Annotated in this window: 23 protein-coding genes and 1 pseudogene; 9 read left to right on the plus strand and 15 right to left on the minus strand. The window is 64.1% G+C overall.

The features are described 5' to 3' along the window. Positions 1-50 precede the first annotated feature (50 nt). Positions 51-1,463 carry an adenylosuccinate lyase gene (gene purB / locus EGH24_RS05745; protein WP_142979202.1) on the plus strand — a complete coding sequence of 471 codons (1,413 nt, stop codon included), beginning with the start codon at positions 51-53 and terminating at the stop codon, positions 1,461-1,463. Positions 1,464-1,478: 15 nt separating this feature from the next. Here the strand turns inward: purB and EGH24_RS05750 are convergent, their stop codons facing one another. The 4 genes and pseudogenes from EGH24_RS05750 to fba form a co-directional block, all read right to left on the minus strand. Next, positions 1,479-2,264, minus strand: a complete 786-nt coding sequence (locus EGH24_RS05750) for a universal stress protein (RefSeq protein WP_142979203.1) — start codon at positions 2,262-2,264, stop codon at positions 1,479-1,481. A gap of 187 nt (positions 2,265-2,451) precedes the next feature. Beyond that, positions 2,452-4,130: pseudogene (locus tag EGH24_RS05755) on the minus strand (tRNA uridine(34) 5-carboxymethylaminomethyl modification radical SAM/GNAT enzyme Elp3). Positions 4,131-4,234: 104 nt separating this feature from the next. Next, positions 4,235-4,684 (minus strand): universal stress protein, encoded by a 450-nt coding sequence (locus EGH24_RS05760; RefSeq protein ID WP_142979204.1) that lies wholly within the window; start codon positions 4,682-4,684, stop codon positions 4,235-4,237. 90 nt (positions 4,685-4,774) lie between these two features. Continuing rightward, a complete protein-coding gene (gene fba, locus EGH24_RS05765; protein WP_142979205.1) occupies positions 4,775-5,767 on the minus strand; it encodes a class II fructose-bisphosphate aldolase in 993 nt (330 codons plus the stop codon). Positions 5,768-6,163: 396 nt separating this feature from the next. On the opposite strand from fba, the gene asd reads away from it, so the two are divergent. After that, positions 6,164-7,204: an aspartate-semialdehyde dehydrogenase gene (gene asd, locus EGH24_RS05770; protein ID WP_142979206.1), complete on the plus strand. Its 1,041-nt coding sequence runs from the start codon at positions 6,164-6,166 to the stop codon at positions 7,202-7,204. Between the two features lie 147 nt (positions 7,205-7,351). Next, on the plus strand, positions 7,352-7,756 hold the full coding sequence (locus tag EGH24_RS05775; protein WP_142979207.1) for a CBS domain-containing protein: 405 nt from the start codon (positions 7,352-7,354) through the stop codon (positions 7,754-7,756). On the opposite strand, the gene EGH24_RS05780 is transcribed toward EGH24_RS05775, so the two are convergent. Together EGH24_RS05780 and EGH24_RS05785 are read right to left on the minus strand one after the other, a co-directional pair. Further along, a complete protein-coding gene (locus EGH24_RS05780; RefSeq protein WP_142979208.1) occupies positions 7,753-8,139 on the minus strand; it encodes a RidA family protein in 387 nt (128 codons plus the stop codon). The two genes, EGH24_RS05775 and EGH24_RS05780, sit on opposite strands and share 4 nt — an antisense overlap. A 70-nt stretch (positions 8,140-8,209) precedes the next feature. After that, positions 8,210-9,160 carry a D-2-hydroxyacid dehydrogenase gene (locus tag EGH24_RS05785; RefSeq protein ID WP_142979209.1) on the minus strand — a complete coding sequence of 317 codons (951 nt, stop codon included), beginning with the start codon at positions 9,158-9,160 and terminating at the stop codon, positions 8,210-8,212. Positions 9,161-9,240: 80 nt separating this feature from the next. Between EGH24_RS05785 and EGH24_RS05790 the strand changes: the two genes are divergently transcribed. Further along, positions 9,241-9,564, plus strand: a complete 324-nt coding sequence (locus tag EGH24_RS05790) for a hypothetical protein (RefSeq protein ID WP_142979210.1) — start codon at positions 9,241-9,243, stop codon at positions 9,562-9,564. A gap of 30 nt (positions 9,565-9,594) precedes the next feature. Here the strand turns inward: EGH24_RS05790 and EGH24_RS05795 are convergent, their stop codons facing one another. Further along, entirely contained in the window at positions 9,595-10,119 is a 525-nt protein-coding gene (locus EGH24_RS05795) for a PAS domain-containing protein (protein WP_142979211.1), read from the minus strand. Positions 10,120-10,212: 93 nt separating this feature from the next. On the opposite strand from EGH24_RS05795, the gene EGH24_RS05800 reads away from it, so the two are divergent. Both EGH24_RS05800 and EGH24_RS05805 read left to right on the plus strand, forming a co-directional pair. Beyond that, entirely contained in the window at positions 10,213-11,619 is a 1,407-nt protein-coding gene (locus tag EGH24_RS05800) for an NAD(P)/FAD-dependent oxidoreductase (protein WP_142979212.1), read from the plus strand. Positions 11,620-11,753: 134 nt separating this feature from the next. Next, entirely contained in the window at positions 11,754-14,051 is a 2,298-nt protein-coding gene (locus EGH24_RS05805) for a PAS domain S-box protein (protein ID WP_142979213.1), read from the plus strand. Between the two features lie 35 nt (positions 14,052-14,086). On the opposite strand, the gene EGH24_RS05810 is transcribed toward EGH24_RS05805, so the two are convergent. The 5 genes from EGH24_RS05810 to cofD are packed head-to-tail and all read right to left on the minus strand — an operon-like array spanning position 14,087 to position 17,627. Next, on the minus strand, positions 14,087-14,272 hold the full coding sequence (locus EGH24_RS05810; protein WP_142979214.1) for a 30S ribosomal protein S17e: 186 nt from the start codon (positions 14,270-14,272) through the stop codon (positions 14,087-14,089). Between the two features lie 23 nt (positions 14,273-14,295). Next, the gene (locus tag EGH24_RS05815) at positions 14,296-14,979 is read right to left on the minus strand and encodes a DUF447 domain-containing protein (protein ID WP_142979215.1); all 684 of its coding nucleotides are present in this window, start codon (positions 14,977-14,979) and stop codon (positions 14,296-14,298) included. Beyond that, complete coding sequence (locus EGH24_RS05820; protein ID WP_142979216.1) at positions 14,976-15,881, minus strand: triphosphoribosyl-dephospho-CoA synthase; 906 nt, start codon at positions 15,879-15,881, stop codon at positions 14,976-14,978. Before EGH24_RS05820 ends, EGH24_RS05815 begins: the two co-directional genes overlap by 4 nt. Further along, positions 15,878-16,636: a tRNA-dihydrouridine synthase gene (locus EGH24_RS05825; RefSeq protein ID WP_142979217.1), complete on the minus strand. Its 759-nt coding sequence runs from the start codon at positions 16,634-16,636 to the stop codon at positions 15,878-15,880. The genes EGH24_RS05820 and EGH24_RS05825 overlap by 4 nt, the downstream gene beginning before the upstream one ends. Further along, positions 16,629-17,627 (minus strand): 2-phospho-L-lactate transferase, encoded by a 999-nt coding sequence (gene cofD, locus EGH24_RS05830; RefSeq protein ID WP_142979218.1) that lies wholly within the window; start codon positions 17,625-17,627, stop codon positions 16,629-16,631. Before cofD ends, EGH24_RS05825 begins: the two co-directional genes overlap by 8 nt. A gap of 68 nt (positions 17,628-17,695) precedes the next feature. On the opposite strand from cofD, the gene EGH24_RS05835 reads away from it, so the two are divergent. The 3 genes from EGH24_RS05835 to EGH24_RS05845 all read left to right on the plus strand — a co-directional run bounded on the left by EGH24_RS05835 (position 17,696) and on the right by EGH24_RS05845 (position 20,838). Next, complete coding sequence (locus tag EGH24_RS05835; protein WP_142979219.1) at positions 17,696-18,643, plus strand: biotin--[acetyl-CoA-carboxylase] ligase; 948 nt, start codon at positions 17,696-17,698, stop codon at positions 18,641-18,643. An 80-nt stretch (positions 18,644-18,723) separates the two neighbouring features. Continuing rightward, positions 18,724-19,311: a response regulator gene (locus tag EGH24_RS05840; RefSeq protein WP_142979220.1), complete on the plus strand. Its 588-nt coding sequence runs from the start codon at positions 18,724-18,726 to the stop codon at positions 19,309-19,311. A 60-nt stretch (positions 19,312-19,371) separates the two neighbouring features. Then, entirely contained in the window at positions 19,372-20,838 is a 1,467-nt protein-coding gene (locus tag EGH24_RS05845) for a PAS domain S-box protein (protein ID WP_142979221.1), read from the plus strand. A gap of 18 nt (positions 20,839-20,856) precedes the next feature. On the opposite strand, the gene EGH24_RS05850 is transcribed toward EGH24_RS05845, so the two are convergent. From EGH24_RS05850 to EGH24_RS05860, 3 genes are all read right to left on the minus strand, one after another. Continuing rightward, positions 20,857-21,453, minus strand: coding sequence for an NADPH-dependent FMN reductase (locus EGH24_RS05850; RefSeq protein ID WP_142979222.1), 597 nt, complete (start codon positions 21,451-21,453; stop codon positions 20,857-20,859). Next, complete coding sequence (locus EGH24_RS05855) at positions 21,450-21,878, minus strand: transcriptional regulator (RefSeq protein ID WP_142979223.1); 429 nt, start codon at positions 21,876-21,878, stop codon at positions 21,450-21,452. Before EGH24_RS05855 ends, EGH24_RS05850 begins: the two co-directional genes overlap by 4 nt. 78 nt (positions 21,879-21,956) lie before the next feature. After that, entirely contained in the window at positions 21,957-22,970 is a 1,014-nt protein-coding gene (locus EGH24_RS05860) for an NAD(P)H-dependent flavin oxidoreductase (RefSeq protein WP_142979224.1), read from the minus strand. Between the last annotated feature and the right edge of the window lie 37 nt (positions 22,971-23,007).

Raw genomic sequence — 23,007 nt, forward strand, 5'->3', positions numbered from 1 at the left:
GGCCTTCGGCCATCGACATGCTTTTGCGACTCCCACGGGCACCGTCGGCTATGACTGATCTCTCCCGTAGTGACCCGTTGGCGGCGGTCTCGCCGCTCGACGGGCGGTATAGCCGCCGGACGGCCCCCCTCTCACCGTACGCCAGCGAATCCGGGCTCATGCGCGCTCGCGTCCGTGTCGAAGCCGAGTACCTGATCGCCTTAGCCGACGTTGACGCTGTTGACCTCGATCTCACACCCGACGAGCAGGCAGCGATCCGCGAGACCTACGAGGCCTTCGACGCCGAAGACGCCGAGTTGATCAAACAGCTCGAAGTTGATGGCGCGGCGGGCTACAGCGCGACCAACCACGACGTGAAAGCCGTCGAGTATTTCTTGCGAATCCGGCTGGACGAAGCCGCTGCCGTCGGCGATGCCGAACGACTCTATCCGTGGCTGCATTTCGGGCTGACCAGCGAGGACGTGAACAACCTCGCCCAGCGGCTGNTNGTCAANCCNGCCGTCGAGGACGTNCTNNTGCCGGANCTCCGGGANNTCCGCGACGCGCTGACCGATCTCGCCCACGAGCACCGCGACCTCTCGATGCTCGCCCGCACCCACGGCCAGCCGGCGACGCCGACGACGTTCGGCAAAGAGATGGCCGTTTACGCCGCCCGACTCGGGAAAACGATGGCGCGGCTCACGCAAGCCAGCGACGACCTTGCTGGAAAACTTGCCGGGGCCTCAGGCACGTACGCCGCCCACCACGCAGCGTTCCCCGAGGTTGACTGGCAGACGTTTTCCGAATCCTTCGTCACTGATCTGGGGCTCGACCACACCGCGTTGACGACACAAGTCAACCCCTGTGACGACTTAGCCGCGCTCTTCGACGCGGTTCGCGGCGTCAACAACGTCCTTATCGACTTGGATCAGGACATGTGGCTCTACATCTCGGATCGCTACCTCGGCCAGCGAACTGTTGAGGGCGAAACCGGNTCNTCGACGATGCCGCACAANGTGAACCCCATCGACTTCGAGAACAGNGANGGNAANCTCTCGAAGGCNAANTCCGACCTCGNCTTCCTCGGCGACTACGTCACNACCTCCCGGCTCCAGCGNGACCTCTCGGATTCGACGGTCAAGCGCAACATCGGNGCNGCNNTNGCNCACTGTCTNATCGCCTACGGTAAGACGCAGGCCGGCCTCGGCAAGATCGTCCCCAACGAAGCGGTGATGACCGACGACCTCGAATCAACGCCGGAAATCATCGGCGAGGCCGTCCAGACGATCCTCCGCCGGGAGGGCGACACCGACGCCTACGAACGGGTGAAAGAACTCACGCGCGGCAAGCAGGTCACGATCGAGGATTTCTACGATCTCTTCGAATCACTCGACGTGGATGAGTCGGTCCGGGAGGAACTGCTGGCGTTGACGCCGACCGGCTACACAGGTGTCGCCAGCGATCTCGCGGGCGGCACGGAATAGAAAATAGCCCCTGATTCAGGGGCTGTGCGCGTGGGCGACGACGATCGGCGAGTCGGCTTCCTGCTGGACGTTTGTCGAAGTTGAGCCGAAGACGAACCGCTCCAGCGGGCCGACCGTCGGCGCGCCCATCACAGTCAGGTCGTAGTACGACGACTGGTCGATGATGGCGTCCGCGGCCGACTCCGCTTCGTAGAGCCACGTATCGACTGATTCGAAGTCCCCAATAGCCGTCGCTGCGGTGGCGAGGATCTGCTCGCCCCGCTCGCGGTCGGCTTCCCCGTCAGCCTCGATTACGTGAAAGAGGTCGAGGGCGGCGTCGTTGGCCTCGGCGATCGCGCGAGCGGCTTCGACGGCCAACTGGCTGTGGCGGCCGCCGGCGATCGGGACGAGGATCGATGCGATGGTATCGGTTTGTCCGCGCCCATCAACGGTCAGGACGTCGGTTTCGTCGGCAAGCCGTTCGGCCGTGTTGGCCCGCAGATCCGAGAGGAACGACGGGCCGGACTGCCGCTCCAAGACGGCCACCGACGGTGATTGCTCGCTGACGACCGGTTCGAGGTTCATTGCCGTATTGAGCGTCGTCGCCTCCTGGCTGTGAGACGTTCGGTGGCTCTGTGGAAGCTCGTCCGCGGAATCGATCGACTCCGTCAGCAAGAGGTCAGTGTTCCGCGCCGTCGCCAACGCGTGTGCGACGGCCGCCCCGCGCCCGCGGGCCGTCTCCCCGGAGATCGACCCCAAGAGACAGGGCCCATAGCTGCGAGTTGTATCTTCAGCCGCGCGTGCGTCAGAGACCGCGATCATGTGGCCACTACTCGGTCGGCATCCAATATAAATTGCAGTGACCTTTCATCGAAAATGATAGTCAGACAATACGTCTCTACTTGTAAAAATCGGACACTACTAGATGCGGTAGCTCTTCGCTACTGCTGCAGCATGTGGTCGTTGCAGCCCCAAGCACCGCGTCCATCGTGTCGTCAGCGGGCCACTGCTACAGCCACGTGCTGACATACGGCCCGTCCTGCGTGTAGCCCAACTTTTCGCGGTAGTACTGCCGGACACCGATCCCGGAAATCACACTGAGTTTGTTGAATCCGGCGTCAGCAGCCAGTTCTTCGGCCGTTTCGAGCAGTCGGCGGCCGTAGCCACGGTGTTGCCAATCGGACTCGCCGGCGTCCTGTCCGATACCGGCTTCGCTCCCGTAGACGTGCAGTTCGCGGACGATAGCCGCGTCCTGTAGCTCGCGTCGCACCGGGTCGTTCGGGAACCGCAGGCGACAGAACCCGATCAGGAGGTCTTGTTCGGTATCCTCAAAACTAATGAAGTGTTCAGTGCCGCCGCAGGCCTCGTATGTTAGGACGTCACGCTCGATATCATCGGGGTTTGGCTCGGCCTCGTTCATCCCGACCTCGCGGGCGCGAATATCCCGACACTCGATGCCGTTGTCGTCGGCGTACTGCTGAGCCAACTGCCGAAGATTGGATTTCCAGACACCGGCGTCGATGAAATCGGCAGGAATGTCCCGCTGAACGCGCTGGAGGCGGGTGTACTTCGGAATCATCCCCATGATCTCGCCGANGAGTTCGGCNGCCTCCTCGTTNNNCAGCGGNTCGTACTCGCCGCGNCGCCACATGTCGTAGGTGAGNGTNTCNCGNACGACNANNGTNGGNTAGATCTTNAGGTANTCCGGCTTNNANTCCGANTTCGAGAANAGTTGCNNCGGAAGTCCTCNAGACACATCTCCTTNGNCATNCCGGGCTGGCCGGGCATCATGTGGAAACCGACTTTGAANCCNGCGTCNCGNAGCCGGCGGTTNGCGTCGATGNNNGCNTGCNCGCCGTGACCGCGGTGCATCTCGCGGTTGATGCGTTCGTAGGTCGTTTGGACGCCGACNTCNACNTTCGTCCCGCCGAGNNNNAGCATNCGGTNGATCTGCTCNGGNTCACACCAGTCNGGCTTNGTCTCGAAGGTCGTCCCGATGTTGCGGATGTCGCCGGTCTCGTTTTCAGCGATCACGTCTTCGAGATATTCGAACTCGTACTCGTCGGGGTCCTGCGCGAAGCTTTCGCCTTCGGCGGCTTGGGGTTCGCTGTCGAGGTCGTAATCGTTCAGCGCTTGGAGCGCGCGCTTGACGAACCACTCTTGGTAGTCGTGNCTCCGGGCGGTCATCGTCCCNCCCATNANGATGAGNTCNACCTTNTCGACGGGNTGNCCGATCNNNCGNAGNTGGTNNAGNCGGAGNGTGACCTGNCCGTAGGGGTCGTAGTCGTTCTGGNCGCCGCGGGCGGCCGCGGGCTCCTCGCCGGTGTAGCTCTGTGAGGAGTCGAACTCGCTTGCCGGCCCGCCGGGACAGTAGAGACACTTCCCGTGNGGGCANNTNTGCGGNGAGGTCATNANNGCNACCGGCGAGACGCCGGAGGCCGTCCGCACCGGCTTGCGCTTGACGACGGCCTTGACGGTATCGCGGTGTTCTTGTGGGGCGTACTCCAGTAGCTCGGTGTTTTTCGGGACTTTCGGGGAGGAGTACTCGGAACAGACATCCAGCTTCGCGGATTCGAGGTCATCGCGTTCGATTTCGCCGTCGATGATCCGGGCGACGAGCTCCTCACAGGCTTGCTGGAAGGCGGCTGACTCGCCGGCGGCTTCGCCGTCAGCCGATTCGGAGCTCACAGCGACACCTCCGGTCGAACGGGACGCATTACCTCTTGGTGGTTGCGTTCCGCGGTTAAGCGTGTCGCTCGGCGATCTCGCACTGTCTTGCAGTCACCGCTCGCCTACTCCGCACCCTCGTCGGCGGCCTGCTTGATCACGAACACCGGCACCTCGGCTTTGTCGACAACGCGCTCGGAGACGCTGCCGAGCGAGCGGAGTTTTTCCCGTGGCGTCTTGCCGTCGGTGCCGATAACGATCACGTCGATATTCTCTTCGTTCGATTCTTTGACGATTTCCTTGTCGGGCGTCCCACGCCGGACGGTCGTTTCGACATCCAGCCCTTCCGCGGCGGCCGCGTCGGCGACTTCCTCGACGGCGGCTTCGGCGTCGGCGGTGAGTTCCGCGTCCACGCCCTCGCGGTCGTCGTCCCCGGCGGCCTGCACCGAGCGGATATCGACGACCGACAGTGCGCGAACGGTCGCGTCGTTGTCGGCGGCCAACTTCAGGGCGTGCGGGAGCGTTCGCTGAATGGTCTCGCTGCCGTCGGTCGGCACCAGAATCGTCTCGTACATGGCTGTCCCTATAGTGGGCGGCCGCTTAATTTCACCCCTTCAGTGGGGTGTGATCGTCGACGCCGTTCGGCGACGGTCGTCGGTAGCGATTCAGTTGAATTTGCTGCGGCCCGCACTCCCCGAGACCTCCGCGAGGTCGGCGTACACCTCGGCGATGCGGTCGCGGATGTTTCGGCCGGCGACGCGGGGATCGAAGCGGTCTTTGTTCGGCGCCCACTCCACATCGTTGAAGAACGTATCGCGGTGATCATCGACGCCTTCCGGCGGGACGATCTCGTCGGGTTCCTCGCGGTAGAGATCGAACGCGGTGCGGGTGTACTCGTACTGATACCGGGTGTCCTTGTTGACCTTACAGATCCCGTGGGTCAGCATCTCCTGTAGCTGGTCGGGCTGGACGCCTGAGGAGCCGTGCAGGACGAGCGGCGTATCGAGACCGTGGTCGCGCAGGGCGGTGCGGATCTCCTCGGTCAGGTCGGGTTTGAGTTCGAGGTCTTTCCCTTTGGCGACGCCGTGTTGGGTCCCCACTGAGATCGCCAGCAGATCACACCCCGTGCGGTCGACGAACTCGACGGCCTGCTCGGGATCGGTGTAGAAGGCGTTCTCCGAGACGATCTCGTCTTCGACCCCTTTGATCTTCCCGAGTTCGGCCTCGACGAGGATGTCAGCGTCGGCTTGGTCGATCATCTCGACGACCCGGCTGCTGCGGGCGACGTTCTCCTCGAACTCCTCGTGGGAGGCGTCGATCATGATCGAGGAGGGGATCTCCAGTTCGACCTGTCGCTGGATAGTATCGAGGTCGGTCTGGTGATCCATGTTGAGGAAGACGCCGATGTCGTACTGGGCGGCGATCCGTTCGATGTAGTTGCCCATGACGCGCAGGCCCGCGATCGGGTCGCCGTTGCCGGCGAACGTGCAGGCCCCGTTGCTCATCTGCAGGAGAAGGTCGGAGTCGGCCTGTGCCGCACCCTGAATCAGCCCGATCATCGTGTTCGGCTCGGCGATGTTGCTTGCGATCAAGCCGAAGCCCGAATCGAGTGCATCGTCATAGACCGATGCCAGTTCAGTGCCACCATAGAAGGTCATGCCTACCGTGTTTCGAGTCGACTGAAATAAATCCCGCCGTCATTCATCGCGCAAAACTGTCGCCCGGAACACTAACGCCCGACCTCATCCAGCGGCGGCATGCCATGTCGGTCGGGAAACCCTCGTGCCGGGCGGCTGTCGTTGCGGCCGACAGCGGGCCGTCTGTACCGTGCCTGGGTTCGCCGGACTGTCATCGCTCCCGAAACGGGATGGCTCGGCCGGGGACTTATGGCACGCATTCTTCGCTCCGAGCGCGCTGGCCTTACCCTTTCCGCTGGAACCGACGACTGCACCGTTCGACATCGACCGCGTGATCCTCACCAACGACCCCGACAGATCGACACACTGCGGCGGGAATCCGACCGACTTATATATGTGAGACTGCTTCGCACGGCAATGACAGTACAAGTGGGGATTTTGGGCGCAACAGGTGCGGTCGGACAGCGATTCATTCAACTGCTCGATGGGCATCCGACCTTCGAGATCGCCGCGCTGACCGCCAGCGAATCGAGTGCCGGCAAAGCGTACCGGGAGGCCGCCAAGTGGCGCGCCGACAGCCCGATTCCGGAGGACATCGCCGAGATCGAGGTCGGCAAGACGCATCCCGACGACGTCTCGGATGACATCGACCTGCTGTTCTCGTCGCTGCCGTCGGGCGTCGCCAGCGAGGTCGAACCGGCGTTCCTCGAAGCGGGCTACGTCGTCTCCTCGAACTCCTCGAACGACCGCATGGCCGAGGACGTACCGCTGACGATTCCCGAGATCAACCCCGATCACCTCGATCTGATCGAGGTCCAGCGNGACNANCGCGGCTGGGACGGCGCNCTNNTNAAGAACCCGAACTGCTCGACNATCACGATGGTCCCCACCCTCGCGGCGCTCGACGAGTTCGGCCTCGAGTCCGTCCGCGTGTCCACGCTGCAGGCGGTCTCGGGCGCCGGCTACTCCGGCGTCACCTCGATGGAGATACTCGACAACGCCATCCCGCACATCGGCGGCGAGGAGCAGAAGATGGAGTCGGAGTCGCGNAAGNTNCTCGGCGNCTTCGACGGNGCNGANNTCNNACTGCACGNCGCGGAGGTCAACGCCTCCTGTAACCGGATTCCGACGCTCGACGGCCATCTTGAAAGCGTCTTCGTCGATCTCGCCGACGACCCCTCGCCCGCCGAGGCCCGCGAGGCGATGGAGTCGTTCCCGGGTGTCGATCTCCCGAGCGCGCCGGACCAACTCATCTACGTCTTCGGCGAGGACCAGCCCGAGCGTCCGCAGCCGCGGCTTGACCGGAACCGCGACGAGGGGATGGCGATCTCCGCCGGCGGCGTCCAGTCGACGCCGAGCGGCCTCAAGTACAACTGCCTCGCACACAACACGCTTCGCGGCGCGGCCGGCGCGAGCCTCCTGAACGGCGAACTGCTCGTCGAAGAAGGCTGGATCTAAGCGGGTTTTCCGCTCCGCCGTATCGCCGTCGGCTACACAATCACGCAATTTTCCTCCTGAGGATTCTCGCAAACTGCACAGTCCCAAGTATATCGCGGCGACGATGACGATACGAAGCTTTTTGCGTGTGACTGTGTACCACTGCCCATGACAGATGTCTTTGCTGGGCGGTTGATGTCATCGCCGGTCGAATCAGTGTCGCCGTCGACACCGGTACGTGAGGCTGCCAAGCGGATGCTCGATAACGAAATCGGCTCCGTCGTCGTGACCGATGAGTCAGGTGACCTGCAGGGAATTCTGACGACGACCGACTTCGTGCGGATCACCGCCGCCGATCACTCGGCTACGGACGCGACGGTCGCGGATTACATGACGACTGACGTGGTGACGGCGACGGCCAACGATCCGATCACCGATGTCGCCGATACCATGATCGAACACGGGTTCCATCACCTCCCGATCTGCGACGAGGCGGAAGGCGTCATCGGAATGTTGACGACAACTGATCTGACCGAATACCTCTCGCATTTCGAGCCGCCACAGCTGGCCTAATCGACGACGGCGGTTGCCTCGATTTCGACGAGTAATTCGGAATCGATCAACTGCGAGACTTCGACCATACTTGTCGCCGGCCGAATCTCGCCGAAGACCTCGCCGTGAGCCGTTCCAATCGTCTCCCAGTCGTCGATATCGACGACGAACAGTCGCGTTCGCACCACGTCTTCGAGGCCGGCATCCGCCTCAGTGAGCGCGCGTTCGATATTCGCCAAGGCTTGCTTTGTCTGTGCGGCGGGATCGCCCCGACCGACGATGTCGCCGTCGTCGTCAGTGGCCGTCGTCCCCGAGACATGGATCTGCGAGCCGGCTCGAACTGCACGGGAATAGCCGACCTGTGCTTCCCACTCGGTGCCGGAGGAGACGAGCTGTCGTTCCATACGCGGCTGTCACTGAACTGCCACTAAACGATTTGGTCGAGCGATCACTGCGGCTCGCCGAGAATCGCTTTCACAACACCCGATTCTCGTAGTCAGTGTCGCCGTCACGGTATCGCTCGACGTTGCCGGCGAGAATATCCGCCGTTCGCTCGTAGTACTTCGGGGTGTGCCCAGCGTTGTGCGGCGTGATCGAGACGTTCTCAAAGTCCCACAGCGGATGATCCTCGGGCAGTGGCTCGGGATCGGTTACATCGAGCGTCGCGCCGCCGATCCGGTTGGCCTGCAGCGCGCTCACGAGGTTGTCGGTATCGACGACACCGCCGCGGGCGATGTTGACGAGCACCGCGTGGGTCGGTAGCGTCAACAGCGCGTCGCTGTCGATCAGCTTCCGTGTCTCGTCGGTTAGCGGACAGGCGAGCACGAGATAATCCGTCTCCGCGAGCGCGTCGTGAATCTCGTCGAACCCGAACACCTCGTCGGTTGGGCCGCCTTTCGAGGGCGTGTATCGAACGCCAATGGTGTCGACACCGAACGGTTCGAGTCGGTCGACCACAGCGGTGCCGATCGCGCCGAGGCCAACGACGGTGACCGTGCTGTCCTGTAGCTCGCGAGCAGGGTAAGACTGCCATGTGCCGCGCTGTTGCTGTCGCCATGCGCGTTTGAACCGCCGGACGTGGCTGAGAATTGCCCCGATGACGTATTCGGCGATGTTCGGCCCGTGGACGCCGGAGGCGTTGGTAACGGTGATCCCGTGGTCCTCGAAGCTATCTAGGGGCAGGTGGCCGACACCAGCGTAGACACAGGCGAAAAGATCGAGGGTGCTGGCGCGCTCGATTTGGGCCTCACTGAGCGAGAAGCCCGTCGCAATCGGCGCGGAGTCGAGCAGGTCGCGCTCCTCGGCTGGCGTCCGAGCAACGCTGATCTCGGCGTCGGGGAGTCGATCCCGCAGGGCAGCGCCGTAGTCGTCGGCTGACAGGCCGTGGATGTTCTGCCGGAGGACCGCAATTCGTGGGGCGTCCATACCCGACCATGCGATGCCACGGGTATCAGTTTAGGGTCATCGACCGAATTCCTATATGAGTGGCGTCGAACAGTTCAGATATGGCCTCCGCTCGTGGCCGCGCCTCACTCAAGGGCGCGCTGACGCTCCTCGCGGCCATCCTCCTGCTTGCACCTGTGGTTGCCGGACTGGCGTGGCTGTTCCCGCTCGCCGCCGGCATCCTGACCGTTCTCGGGATCGCAGCGGGACTCTACTGGTACCTGACCGGCGACGATGCCAGCGGCGATGGCTCGGTGTGGAACGCGATTCCAAGCCGCCAGTACGACGGCCGCCACGCCGAATCCGGCGGCCTCTCCCGCGGCGAACAGGAAGCCGCGATTGAGGAGATCCAAGAGGACGCCGCCAATCGGGATCGAACGCAGTGAGCGGCGATCTCAGTTCGCCTGTGGGGCCGCTCAGCTATCCAGCGGCCGTTCTTCTTGTATCCCGACCCAGTTACTGATCGTCCCCGTCGCATCGGGAATCGGCGCGAGCGCGACGCGGTTCCGGAACCGGCTGCCGTCAGCGTGGTAGTTGTCGAGTTCGACGACCGTCGCTTCCCAGATATCGACGGCCTCGCGCAGGTCTGCCACCGCGTCGGCAGCCGTTTCCGGGCCTTGTAACAGCCGAAGGTTCTCGCCGATGACCTCTGGCTCCGCGTAGCCAGTCAGGGCTTCGAACGCGTCGTTGACGTACCAGATCGGGTTGTCCGCGTAGGCTGGTCCCGAAATCGCCATGCTGACTGGTGCGTTGTCCATCTCGCCGGTCGCCCAGTCGAGGGCCGGCTCGTCGCCACCGCCGTGCGTCCTTGCCGGGGCTGTCTGTCTGATCTCACTCAGTAACGTCGCCACGGACTCGGCGACATCGGTCGACGGAATCGTCGGTCCATCGCTGTTGTGGCGGGTTCGGAGCAGGTCAGCAAGCTCCGCGGACGCAGTCATACTCCCCCTTCGTCCCCGAGTGAGTTAGCAGTTCAGATCCATCCCCGGCGGCTGTTTCAGTGGCTTTAATAGTCGATCCGGCCGCGTGATGGTATGGAACGCGTAGACGTCGCCATCGTGGGCGGCGGGCCGGCTGGAATGGCTGCTGCCAACGCGGCAGCCAGCGACGGCGCGGACGCACTCGTCCTCGAAAAGGGCGTCCCACGGGCCGACCGCCAGCAACTGGGTCCCGACTCGACTGACGCGGCGGGCATCCTCGACTACTGGGTGGAGATCATGGACATCCATCCCGACGAGTTCCCCGACGGCGTCCTCCTCCAACACCTCGACCGAGCGGAGTTCATCGGGCCGACTGAGTCCTGTACGCTCACGAGCACCGGCGTCGACTCCGACTACGACCACTTCGGCTACACCTTCCAGCGCGCTCGCTTCGACGACTGGCTGCGCGAGCGCGCCGAAGACGCCGGCGCGAAATACCGGACCGGTGTCCGGGTTCGGGATGTCGACAGCGACACGGCTGCGACCGCTACTGCCGACACCGCCAGCGACGAGCCACGCCACACGATCACCACTGGCGACGGCGCGGAGATCGGAGCCGATTTCGTGATCCTCGCCGACGGCCCACAGCGGACGGTCACGAACCGCGTCCTCGACGACTACCTGCCAGAGGGAACGAAGGCGTCGGAAAAACTGGCCGCGCCCGAGGTCAACCATATCGCCTACCAAGAGTACCGCCGGTTCCCGGAAGAGGTCTTCGAGGAACTCAAAACGGCTATCAAGTTCTGGTGGGGCCACATGCCCGGCCACACCGCCTACCCGTGGGTGTTNCCCAACGACAACAACGTTTGCCGGGTCGGCCTGACGATGCCTATCGGCCTCGATATCGACGCCATCGACGACCGCGAGGCCTACCCGCTGTTGGAACCCGACGACGAATCGATCCCGGACGGCGCGACCTATATCCGCCGATTGCTCGAACTCGTGTGGGGCGACGAGTACGACATCGAGGCCGACTTTCCGCTGGTCCCGGATCGTGGCAAGCGCGGCGGCACAGAGACGTACAGTATTTCCTCGACCCAACCGATCGAATCTCCCGTCGATGCCGGGATCGCTGTCGCCGGCGGCGCGATGGGAACCACCTCGGCGTTCCACGAGGGCGGCGACCACGTCGCCGTCCGAACCGGCGCGATCGCCGGCGAGTTGGCGGCCGCTGGCGACCTCTCAGCGTACAACGACCGCTGGCACGACGCGATCGGCGACGAGCTGCTGCGCAATGTCACCTTCGCGGAACTCTGTCGGGAGTACGGCCCTGCGGACTGGGATCGGACGTTCAAATCCGTCCGCGAGATGCTAACCGACGACGGGCCGAAGCTCCTGAGCACGTCCGGGCTCAAAGCCGGCTTCTCAGGGGCGAAATCCGTCTATCGGTACAAAAAGACGAAGCGCGGGTTCAAGCGAAACGGCTACGTTCAGTTGACCGAGGACGACTACGTCTACTGACGACCGCCCGTAAGCGAGGGAGTCGGACTGCGGCGGGTTTTGCGAGATCGTTGGGTGCGTTGATTCCGAACTGTGTCTCGCGGTGGCAAATATATATTTAGTTGGCGACCGAGTACGAATTATAACTGGTTTGGATGACTGATCGAACACTTACAGCCGCGGAGGCGCGGACGGAACTCTATGATGTTTTCCGAAGCGAGGGCTCGTTTGCCGAGAAGGCAGAAAACGCACTCCAGCTCGGCCGGGAATATCTCGGCGCGGATCACGGCTTCCTGACCGAGATCGACCAAACGAACGATACGTGGGAAATCCTCGTGAGCACCGATCCGGACGCGGGCGATTTCGCGCCGGGAATCCAATTAAATCTGGAGTCGACGTACTGTCACCGGACGATCGAATCCGAATCGAGCATCGCGCTCCACGACGCAGCTGAACAGGGGTGGGAAGACGATCCGGCCTTTACCTCCGGCGGCTACCACTGTTATCACGGCACCAGACTCGTCGTCGACGGTGCCCCCTTCGGAACCGTGTGTTTTCTTGCCCAAGACCCGCGGCGAGAGGTCTTCAGCGAGGGCGAGACGATGTTCGCCGAACTCATCGCCCAACTCATCGAACGCGAACTCGAAAACCAGCGACATGAACGGGAGTATCGCCAACAGGCCAACCTTGCGACGGTGCTCAACCGCGTGCTCCGGCACAACCTCCGGAACGATATGGCGGTTATCCGCGGACGAACGCAGATCATGGCCGAGCAGTTGGCGGACGACACCCACAGCGAGATCGCGCTCCGCAACATCGACAAACTCATCCAACTCGGCGAGAAGGCCCGCGAACTGGAATCCATTGTCGCCGACACCAGCGAGCCCCAAACCGTCGATCTGCGCGCCCTGATCGACCGCGTCGTCACAACTGTCAGCGACGACAACCCGAACGCAACGATCAGCGTCGAGTGTAGCGAAACAGTCTCAGCACAGGTATTGCGAAGTTTCGAGCAGGCTCTCTTCGAGATCGTCGAGAACGCCGCCACACACTGCGGCGAGTCTCCAACGATCACGGTTCGTATCGAACCCCGCGACGATACCGTCGAGATTCAGGTCAGCGACGACGGGCCGGGACTCCCGAAACAGGAACGCGACGTGTTGACCGCCGGTGCGGAGACACCGCTGGTCCACGGCAGCGGCCTCGGCTTGTGGCTGGTCAACTGGGTCGTGAGCAGTCACGACGGAACTATCGAGCCGACCGTGACGCCGGAGGGGACGACGATGGCGATCTCGATCCCGCGGGGGGTCACGCCGACCCAATCAAGTGCCACCGAGCTGACGCGGCCACCCGACGAGTACCGCGCGGCCTTCCAAGCGGCCAACGATGCGATGGTGATAACCGATACGGAGGGCCGCATCCTCGATGCCAACGAGACGGCGTGTGAGACCTACGGCCTCTCTCGATCTGACCTCCTCGGCCGGACCGTTCGGGAGTTCTTCCCCGATGATTACGACGCCGAAGCGGAGTGGCAGGCGTTTCAATCGGGGGCCAAAGATCGCGATACGGTGACAGTTATCGGGGCCGACGGCGAGGAGCACGTCCTCGAATACGCCGGGACGCCGAACGTCGTCCCCGGCCAGAACCTCTTCATCGCCCGCGACATCACCGGCCGTGTCGAACGCGAAGCGGAACTCCGCATGAAAACGCAGGCTATCGACGACGCGCCGATCGGCATGACGATAACGGACCCGAGTCAGGCGGACAACCCGATGGTGTATGCCAACGACCGCTTCTGTGAGCTGACGGGCTACGACCGCGAGGAAATCCTCGACCAAAACTGCCGATTCCTGCAGGGTGAGGATACCCACGCGGACCGCGTCCGGATGATCCGTGACGCCATCGACAACGAGGAGTCGGTGTCGACGACGATCCGGAACTATCGCAAAGATGGCACGGGGTTTTGGAACCACATCACCATCGCGCCAGTCACGGACGACAACGGGGCTCTCACCAACTGGATCGGGTTCCAGCAGGACGTAACCGATCGCCGGAAGCGCGAGGACGCACTCGAAGCGACGACCGACCGGCTCACCGGCATCGTCGATGCCGCGCCGAATCCGATCTTCGCGCTCGACACAGAGGGGCGAGTCACGCAGTGGAACGACGCCAGCGAGCGGGTGTTCGGCTACACCGCCGCGGAAGCAGTCGGCGAGCCGATCACATCGCTCGACCTCCACACAGACGCCCAAGAAGCTGCGTTCGAACAGCGGTTCACCACAGTTCTCGCTGGCGAGTCGGTCTCACAGTTCGAGATCACTCGCCAGACAAAATCAGGCGACAGCGTCGATCTGCGAGTATCACCGATCCTGCTTCGGGACGGCGACGGTGAGCCGACCGGGGTGATGGTCGTCGCGGAGATCCAAAACGAGCCGGCTGGCTCTGATCGGTGACGCAACCGCGACCGCAGCGAAAAGACAGAGCCCAGTTAGACCTTCGCCGCTTTCTTCCGCGTGATGTAGCCGGCGACGCGGTTACGGACGCCCTTCGATTCGACGGTGGTGAGTTTGCTGACGTTTTCCTTGTTCGTCTCGAAATCCGTGTTGAACGCCTGCGGATAGTCCTCAAGCAGCGTTCGACCGAGCTGCTTGACGTACTTCGGTTTGATTGCCATACCCGCGATTACTCGGAGCGACACTAAAACGATTCGTTCCGCGATTTCTCTCTCCGTGCCCGCCAGCCGGTTTCCCGACTCAGCGTCTCGAAGGCCGCCCGCTCCCGCGGCCCGCCGCATTTCTCGACCGTCTCCTCGAAGTACGCCAGCCGGTCGAGCAACGTTTCGGTGTCGTACTCCGGTACGTCCAGCCGCGAGGCAGCGACCGTGGCGTCGATGACGGCTCCAAACCCGCGGTTGATCGTCAGCGGTCGCTCGTCGGCGACAGTGCCGGCGTCGGTCGGCTGGAGTTCCCACCGTTCCCACTCGGTGTCGCCAGCGGTGCCTGTTTCGACTGATTCAGCAGCGACTTCGACCCACGCGTCGGCGTTCGGCAAGACTGGATGGTCCTCCTCGCGGATCGTCACCGCGGCGTCGACGAACTCCCGTGGATCGGCGGTGAACTGGACGACGCCGCCGCCCTGCCGGTGGAAGTTGCGCTTGGTGCGGGTGTTCCCCCACGTGGTCGCTTCGACCGGCTCGCCGGGCTCGTCGGGTGCATGCAACCCAAGCGCGGCCATGTTCCAGCAGTCGTTCGGGCCGAGCGTGGCGACGATTGACTCTGTGACGCCACGGAGTTCGACCGGCCAGTCGGTAGCGACGCCGTCAGCGACACTGTCGGTAGCGACGCTGCTGTCGTGGCGGGCACCACGCTCGTCGCTGGTCATACCGACAGCCCGCCTTCGAGCGCAATAAACAGTGCGGCGGCGGTCAGGTCGGCCGTCGTCCCCGGGTTGTAGCCGGCATCGACGAACTCCTCAGCCAACGCCTCGGCGGCCGAGAGGTCGTCGCTGGCAGCGATTTCATCGGCGACCTCAGCAGCTCGATGGGAGACTTTGCGGGCTGTCGATTTGCCGTGTGTGATAGCCACGAGCGTATCCGGCTCCTCGGCCAGCAGGTCAAGAAAGACGCGGGCCGTGCGATCACCGACTGGCCCCTCGTCTGCTAGCAGCCGGTCAGCGGCTCCGAACGCGCGATCGAAGCCGGTGACCCACTCGCGGGCGTTGCCATCCGGCACGCCGTCGTCGGGCTCCGCCGAGAACCCCATGATATCGTACAGCGTCAGCCCGCGCTCCCGCAGCGTCGGTGCGGCCGCGCTCCCACGGCGTACGTCGAGGGCGTCGGCATCCGACGGCAGGTCATCGACGGCGACATCGACGTGTTCGAACGCGCGGTAGAAGTTGATCGCGTCCTCAACAGTCGTTGCTTTGACGATTTCCGAGACGCCTCGCGGTGTGAGTGCGTCGCTTGCGGCGGCGCGAACGAGCGGCACGAGCAACAGCAGACAGCCGAACTGCGTGTTGCCACCCTGTTGGTTTGCCATGCCCGCGACGGCGTCCTCGAAGGCGACGCCGACGGGGTCGCCGGCTTCGGCGCGGCGCAGTCCGTCAGCCGCGCCGACCGCGCCAGCCATGAAGTGCTCGAACCGGAGATCGCCGAGATCGCGGTGGCGATCGACGTTGCCCGGTTTTGGGGTGCCACTGACTTCGAGCAGCAAGGCGAGCTGGGCGTTTTCGGCCGGTGTTCTGTCTCGCCCGCCGTCGGCCAGTGGGTCCGTTTCCTCGGTCATGGATTCGGCTCCGTGGTATGGGCTGCGACCGCGTCAGCGACGCGCCGTAGCACCGGCCCATCCGGCTCGCGGCTCGGTCGCCCGACACTGACGGCGTCGGCTCCGTAGCCGAAATACTCGCGGACACTGTCGGCATCCCTGACCTCGTTGTTAGCGATGACGAACAGGTCAGTTGCGTCGGCGAAATCGCTCACGACCGCCTCGGAATCCATCGCGTCGATATGGATCGCGTCGGCACCGGCCGCTTCGATCCGCTCGCCGACCGCAACGAGGTCGACGCCGTCGACTTCGGCTCTGACTTTGACGCTGACGGTCGCGCCTTCCTCGGCGGCGACGGTGACGTACTCGGCCAGTCGGTTACTGTCGGCCAGCAGTGACTCGCCGCAGCCGACCGCGCAGAGTTCGTCCTGTCGGCAGTGGGCGTTGATCTCCACGATCGCCTCGTAGTCGGCACAGATCGCCGCCGCCTCGCGGATCGGCTCGGCGGTCGTGCTTCTGATGTTGATTCCCGGCCGGATCTCGGCTTCCGTGTCGGTGGCGACCCGGCTAAGTTGGTTGTCGATGAACGCCAGAGGATCGGGTGGTAGAAACTCCTCGCGGTCACGGGCGACGAGTTTTCGAGCGGCTTCGCGGCTGGGGTCGTCCAGCGCGATCCCCCCGAGGAACGCCGCTCCGGCGTGGTCGGCGGCGGCCAGTGCCCAGTCGGCGTCGGCCTCGCCGCTCAGGCTGGCCAGCGCGAGCCGTGGCTCAAACACGATCCAACGCCTCCTGTATCGCCCCGAACACGCGCTCGCTATCGGCGCCGTCGCTGATCTCGGTATCGGTGCGAACGACGGGCCGGTCCAGCTCAGTTTCGTCGTCGCTGTCGAGGACGAAGGCGTCGACGAAGGGGTAGGCGTCGGCGACACCCTGCGTGCTCGGCTCGCGGCCCGTTGCGGCCATCAGGTCGGCCGCTGGCCCCGAGAAGACGCGATCCTCGATGAACGGCGAGACAGCGACGACATCGGTCTCGTGGAGTGCGGCTTCGACGCCCGGCAGCGCGAGCATTGGGCCGATGCTCGTCACCGGGTTCGACGGCCCGATGACGACCGGGTTGTCGAGGGCGTCGAGCACCGCGTCGGTCGGTTCGGCGTCGTCGGCTCCGCGGAACTCGACGGCGTCGACGGCAACATCGCCGCGGTGGCCGACCCAATATTCCTGAAAATGCATGGGGTCGGCGGCTCCGCCGTCGGTGTGAATGAGCGACGCGACGGGGTCGTCGCTCATCGGCAGCAACATGAGATCGATCCCGAAGGCGTCGGCGAGGATCGCAGTCGTCTCGGTGAGCGAACGGCCCTCGTCGATGAGGCNNGTNCGCGTGANGTGGACNGCCCGGTCGCGGTCGCCGATGNNCATGAACTCCGCNACNCCNGAAAAGCGTCGCCAGCGNGCGATNTCNCGGCCGGCGGTCTGNNCNNNCNNNGGGAGAAATTGCGGGCCATCGTCGAGGCCGGCCGTCTCGGCCAGCCGGTGGAGTTCGGCGTTCGTCTCATGGCTGTCGCCGTCGATCCCCCACCAGCGGTCGGTGTCGAGGACGCCGCCCTCGTGGAACAGCACGGTATCGAGATCCGGACAGACCAGCAACCCGCCGAGTTCGATATCGTCGCCGGTGTTGCCGACGACGGTCAGATCGCCGGGAGCGACGTGGGCCTTCGCGCCGGCCAGCAGCTTCGGCGTCCCCGTCCCGCCGGCGAGCAGCGTGAGCATACCGGGCGGTTCGACCCCAGTAGGTTTGTATCCGACGGCTCTTTGCCACCGCACTCGAAGAGAAGGGTATGAACGAGACGCGGCGGGAACTGCTTGCAGCCTTCGCCGAGGGGCCGGCGACGGGGCCGGCACTCGCCGAGGAACTGGGCGTCTCGCGGGCCGCGGTCTGGAAACAGGTCGAGGCCCTTCGGGACGACGGCTTCGAGATCGAAAGCACGCCCGACGGGTACGCCATCACGGGCGTTCCGGCGTACGGTGCGGCCGCCATCGAGTACGGCCTCGACGCGCCCTACACCGTGGAGTATCACGACTCGATCGGCAGTACGAACGACCGTGCCCGCGAGCTGGCGGCTGATGGCGACCGCGATGTCGTCGTCGTTGCCGACGAACAGACCGGCAGCCGCGGGCGACTCGATCGCTCGTGGGTCGCCCCCAGCGGCGGCATCTGGGCATCGGCCGTACTACAGCCATCACTGCCGGCGGCTCATGTCCCGCTGGTCACGCTCGCCGCGGGGGTGGCCGTCGTCGACGCCTGCCGCTCCGTCGGTGTTGAGGCCACGCTCAAATGGCCCAACGACGTGCTTGTCGGCGACGACACCGCTGACAGCCAGCGCGGCGGCCTGAAGCTGGCGGGGATTCTCACCGAGATGGAGGGTGAGGCCGACCGTGTCTCATGGCTGCTTGTCGGGATCGGACTCAACGCCAACATCGACGGTGACGCGTTGCCAGCAGGGGCGACAAGCCTTCGCGAACAGGTCGGCGACGTTGACCGCCGTGCGGTGTTGCAGACGACGCTGGAGTCACTATCGACGCTGCTGGATGCGTCCGAGACGGTCCTCGATAGATGGCGGGAGTACAGCAGCACGCTCGGCCGCGAGGTTCGTGTCGATACAGGCCGCGAGCAAATCACGGGCCGCGCGGTCGATGTTCGGTTCCCCGGCGCGCTCGTCATCGACACCGACTCCGGCGAGGAAGTCGTCCATGCCGGCGACTGCGAGCACCTGCGACCAGCCTGATCGGCAGCTCGACACCTGGTTGCACCTCAATAGTTATACTCAGGGAGTGCGTTGCAATCCGTAGGAGTTCCCGCTTGACTATGTCGCAGCATTCGGAGTCACAGTCGACCGTCCTCATCGCTGACGACGAACCCGATGTCGTCTCCGTCTATGCCGCGCGGCTGGACGACGACTACGAGGTTCGGGAGGCCTACAACGGTCGGGAGGCGCTCGATGCCCTCGACGCATCGGTCGACGTGTTGCTGTTGGATCGCCGGATGCCCGGCATCACGGGCGACGAGGTGCTTGAGTCCGTCCGCGAGGATGGCTACGATTGCCGGGTCATCATGGTGACCGCCATCGATCCGGACCTCGATATCGTCGACATGCCATTTGACGACTACCTCTGTAAGCCGGTCAGTAAGGACACGCTGCTGGATGCGATCGAGAAACAGTTGACGGCCAGCGAGTACAGCAAGACGCTGCGGGAACTGTTCCGTGCAACGGCGAAACTCGGGGTGTTGCGCGCCGAGAAACCACCGGCGGATCTCGAAGACGCCGCCGAGTTCCAACGACTCGAAGCGCGGGTCGAATCGTTGCGGGCCGAACAGACCGAACTGCTCGCCGAGTTAGACGACTTCGAAGCCGCGTTCAACGCGATCGACCGTGTCCCCCATGAATCGCTGTAGCCAAATCACCGTTAGCGACACCTCTCGGACGACCGACAGCCGATCCACCGGAGGGTGCCGATGAGTTCTGACACCGGAAGCGGTCCGGCGGCGACTGATTCGGACGGCGACCGATACCGGGCTATCGTCGAAGGGATTACCGATCTGATCACGGTGATCGATCCGGACGGCACGCTGACCTACGTCTCGCCGTCGGCGAATCGCCTCCTCGGCTACGAGCCGGCAGCGGTCACCGGCGACCGCGTCTTCGAGTACATTCACGAGGCCGATCACGAACAGGTTCGGGCCGCAATCGAGGCTGTCAGTGCGGCACCCGACAGTTCCAGACAGATCGAACTCCGGTTCGAACGCGACAACGGCTCGTGGTGTTGGATCGAGGCGACGCTCAGAAACCTCGTCGACACCGAGCCGGTCGGTGGCATTCTGATCGTCAGTCGTGACATCACCGACCGGAAAGAGCGGGAACAGCGCATCCGCGACCTCAAACAGCGGCTCGAACTCGCCGTCGAGGGCGGGAAGTTCGGGGTCTGGGACTGGAACATGGCGACCGACGACGTGGAGTTCAACGAGCGGTGGGCGACGATGCTCGGCTACACGCCGGAGGAAATCGGCGGCACCTTCGCCGAGTGGGAGGAGCGCGTCCACCCTGAGGACATCGACCGGACGGCGGAAGCCTTGGAGGCCCATATCGAAGGCGAGGCCGACTACTACGACTCGGCGTTCCGCATGGAGACGGCCGACGGCGACTGGAAATGGATTCGGACGATCGGCGAGATCTTCGAACGCGACGAATCCGGCGAGCCGACGCGGGCGGTCGGCATCCACCTCGATATTGACGAGCGAAAAACCTACGAGCGGCGGCTGAAACGCCAGCGCAACAACCTCGAAGTTCTCAATCAGGTCGTCCGCCACGACATCCGCAACGACATCCAACTCGTGTTGGCCTACGTCGAGCGCGCCCAACAATACGTCTCGCCGGAGGGTACGCAGTTCATGACACAAGCCATCGACGCCGCGAACGACGCCATCGGCCGAACTGAGACGGCCCGTGACATCACTGAGATCATGCTGCAGTCGGAGACCGAGCGACAGCCAATATCGCTGCGCTACGTCCTCGAAACCGAGATCGACGACAGTCGCTCACGGCACGAGCACGCGCTGTTCCACGTCGATGGCGCGATTCCGGAGGTAGAGGTGCTGGCCGACGAAATGCTGGAGGCCGTGTTCCGGAACCTCCTGAGTAACGCCGTCCAACACAACGACAAGGACGTGCCCGAAGTCACCGTCTCGGTGACTGACGAGGGCGGGCAGGTAGCCGTCCGGATCGCCGACAACGGGCCCGGCATCATCGACGAGCACAAAGCCGAAATCTTCGACGAGGGCGAGATGAGCCTCGAAACCGGCGGGACCGGGCTGGGGCTGTATCTCGTCGAAGCACTGGTCGATCGCTACGGCGGCGAAATCAGCGTCGCGGACAACGATCCCACGGGCGCGGTCTTCACCGTCCGCCTCCCGAAAGCCGAGTAACGGTCTCGATCAAAAAACTCAGTCGCCGGCTCCTTCGTTCTGATTGCTCTCGAAGGTCGGTGGATCGGATTCGATATCGGCGTAGCGGACGACGCGCTCGCCGAGCGTCGCCACCCGGTCGGCCATGTCGTCGTCGACGAACGCACCGTTCTCGAACGCGCTGTGTGCTTTCGGCACGGCGGCCTGATGTGGGAGCACCCACGCGTTGAGCGCGCGACAGACCGACCGCAGGTGTTCCAGCGTCGTCACCGGAAACGAGCCGCCCGAAACGGCCAGCAGGCCGACGGTTTTGCCCTCGAACTCGTCGAACCCGCAGTAGTCGAGTGCGTTCTTCAGCACGCCGGAGTACGAGCCGTGATACATGGGGCTGCCAAGGATCACGGCATCGGCGTTGTCAACGCGTTCGATGACGGCCGCGCTGTCGCCCTGTTCGTCCTGATCGGGGTTCAACGGCGGCAGGTCGTACTCGCGGAGATCAAGGAGCTCAGTTGTCGCGCCGGCGGCTTCGGCTCCGCTGAGGGCGTGGGCGGTCGCCAGTCGGGTGTAGCTGTGCTCGCGGAGGCTGCCGACGAGCGCGAGGACGTGTGGCGCGGTCGCTCGCTCTCCGCCGCTCATCGCGGTTCAGGGGCCGGGCGGCCGCGCGGTGCGGCGGTGTGGTCGCTGGTGCGGTAGGTTTCGATAACGTCGTCGAGTACCATCGCCCGTGGATCGGTCGCCGGGTATTTGGTGTCGATCAGTTCCCGGGCGGTATCGATCTCGCCGCGCAACGCGAACTGTCGGACGCGGGCAGCGACCTGATAGAACTCGCCGTCGCCGTCCTCGCCGGGCTCTGCGTCCCGCCCCAGCGCGTGATCGGGGAAGACCTCATCGCGGACCTCGTCGAAATCCAGCATCTCGGGTTCGTAGTCGTCGATCTCCGAGAGAACGTACTCGACGGCGAACCGCTGGAACTCCGATTTGCTGGAGAACTCCTCGCCCTCGACCAGCTCCTCGACGCGATCCATCACCGTTTCCGAGAAGCGGACCGTGGATTTGACCATTTGACTGACTTATCGGACGGCACCTACGTAAGCCTATCCCAGCGTCTGACGCCCGTCAGCTCCTCGGTGGCGGCCGTCTCAGCCGGTCAGGGGGCCTGTCTCCAGTGCCGCGGTCGCTTCGTCGGCGAGCGTCCGCACAAGCTCAGCTGCGGGCTGTACCTCGTGCGTTAGGCCAGCACTCTGGCCGGCATACAGCGGTATGTCTTCTATGTCTCCACGCATGCCTGGGACGGCAAGCGAATCCTCGTATCGCCGGACCTTCGTGCCGTCGGCTGTTTCGGCGATGACGTCGCCTGCGCCCGGCCGATCCGTGTCGGGTTGGCCCGCTTCGATCCACTTTGTCACCGTCTCGTTTTCGAGTACCCGATGCGGCATATCCGGCCATCCCTCGTCGAATAGCGTCGAGTACACCGTCTCAGTCTCCGCGGCGTCGACGACGCGCTGTCGATACAGCCGATGGATTTGGGCTTCCTCCGTTGCAAGAAACCGCGTCCCAAGCCACGCGCCGGCCGCGCCGAGCGTGAGCACCGCCGCAATGCCGCGGCCGTCCGCGATGCCGCCGGCTGCGATGACCGGCGTCTCCGGAACGGCATCGACGATCCGGGGCACCAGCGGCAGCGTGGCGACCTCACTCTGGACGTGCCCGCCGGCTTCCCACCCCTGCGCAACGAGAATATCAACACCCACGTCGACGGCCTGCTTCGCCGCTGCAGCACTTCCGACTGATTGGAGCACGGTCCCGCCGTGGGAGTGAATCCGATCGATATACGGGGCGGCCTCCCCGAACGAAAACGAGAAAATGTCGATTCCTGCGTCGAGACAGGCGTCGACATGGGTCTCCGTTGGAACGTCTTTGGCGTCGGGGTCTACGACGATGTTGACGCCGATGACGCCCTCTGTCTGCTGTTTGGTTTCCTTGATGACCTCTCGGGTCGTTGCTGGGTCACGCCATGTCACGGCCAGCATGCCGAGCGCGCCGGCGTCGGCAACGGCGGCTGCCAACTCGGGACAGGTCGCACTGCCGATCGGTGCTTGCACGATTGGAACGTCGAGATCGAGCGACTCTGTGAGGGCAGTCCGCAGCTGGGACATAGCGAATCACCCCGAACTTCGACTGAGAGGGTCTTGA

Source organism: Halonotius terrestris, assembly GCF_006861665.1.
Classification (GTDB): domain Archaea; phylum Halobacteriota; class Halobacteria; order Halobacteriales; family Haloferacaceae; genus Halonotius; species Halonotius terrestris.

Excerpts from the sequence above, each read along its gene's own strand:
- EGH24_RS05805 (WP_142979213.1), top strand. The coding sequence starts at position 11,754 with ATGACTGATCGAACACTTACAGCCGCGGAGGCGCGGACGGAACTCTAT.
- EGH24_RS05760 (WP_142979204.1), bottom strand. The coding sequence starts at position 4,684 with ATGTACGAGACGATTCTGGTGCCGACCGACGGCAGCGAGACCATTCAG.
- EGH24_RS05750 (WP_142979203.1), bottom strand. The coding sequence starts at position 2,264 with ATGATCGCGGTCTCTGACGCACGCGCGGCTGAAGATACAACTCGCAGC.
- EGH24_RS05820 (WP_142979216.1), bottom strand. The coding sequence starts at position 15,881 with ATGACCGAGGAAACGGACCCACTGGCCGACGGCGGGCGAGACAGAACA.
- EGH24_RS05845 (WP_142979221.1), top strand. The coding sequence starts at position 19,372 with ATGAGTTCTGACACCGGAAGCGGTCCGGCGGCGACTGATTCGGACGGC.
- EGH24_RS05795 (WP_142979211.1), bottom strand. The coding sequence starts at position 10,119 with ATGACTGCGTCCGCGGAGCTTGCTGACCTGCTCCGAACCCGCCACAAC.
- EGH24_RS05840 (WP_142979220.1), top strand. The coding sequence starts at position 18,724 with ATGTCGCAGCATTCGGAGTCACAGTCGACCGTCCTCATCGCTGACGAC.
- EGH24_RS05855 (WP_142979223.1), bottom strand. The coding sequence starts at position 21,878 with ATGGTCAAATCCACGGTCCGCTTCTCGGAAACGGTGATGGATCGCGTC.
- EGH24_RS05835 (WP_142979219.1), top strand. The coding sequence starts at position 17,696 with ATGAACGAGACGCGGCGGGAACTGCTTGCAGCCTTCGCCGAGGGGCCG.
- EGH24_RS05780 (WP_142979208.1), bottom strand. The coding sequence starts at position 8,139 with ATGGAACGACAGCTCGTCTCCTCCGGCACCGAGTGGGAAGCACAGGTC.
- fba (WP_142979205.1), bottom strand. The coding sequence starts at position 5,767 with ATGACCTTCTATGGTGGCACTGAACTGGCATCGGTCTATGACGATGCA.
- EGH24_RS05860 (WP_142979224.1), bottom strand. The coding sequence starts at position 22,970 with ATGTCCCAGCTGCGGACTGCCCTCACAGAGTCGCTCGATCTCGACGTT.
- EGH24_RS05785 (WP_142979209.1), bottom strand. The coding sequence starts at position 9,160 with ATGGACGCCCCACGAATTGCGGTCCTCCGGCAGAACATCCACGGCCTG.
- EGH24_RS05775 (WP_142979207.1), top strand. The coding sequence starts at position 7,352 with ATGACAGATGTCTTTGCTGGGCGGTTGATGTCATCGCCGGTCGAATCA.
- EGH24_RS05810 (WP_142979214.1), bottom strand. The coding sequence starts at position 14,272 with ATGGCAATCAAACCGAAGTACGTCAAGCAGCTCGGTCGAACGCTGCTT.
- EGH24_RS05850 (WP_142979222.1), bottom strand. The coding sequence starts at position 21,453 with ATGAGCGGCGGAGAGCGAGCGACCGCGCCACACGTCCTCGCGCTCGTC.
- EGH24_RS05790 (WP_142979210.1), top strand. The coding sequence starts at position 9,241 with ATGGCCTCCGCTCGTGGCCGCGCCTCACTCAAGGGCGCGCTGACGCTC.
- EGH24_RS05815 (WP_142979215.1), bottom strand. The coding sequence starts at position 14,979 with ATGACCAGCGACGAGCGTGGTGCCCGCCACGACAGCAGCGTCGCTACC.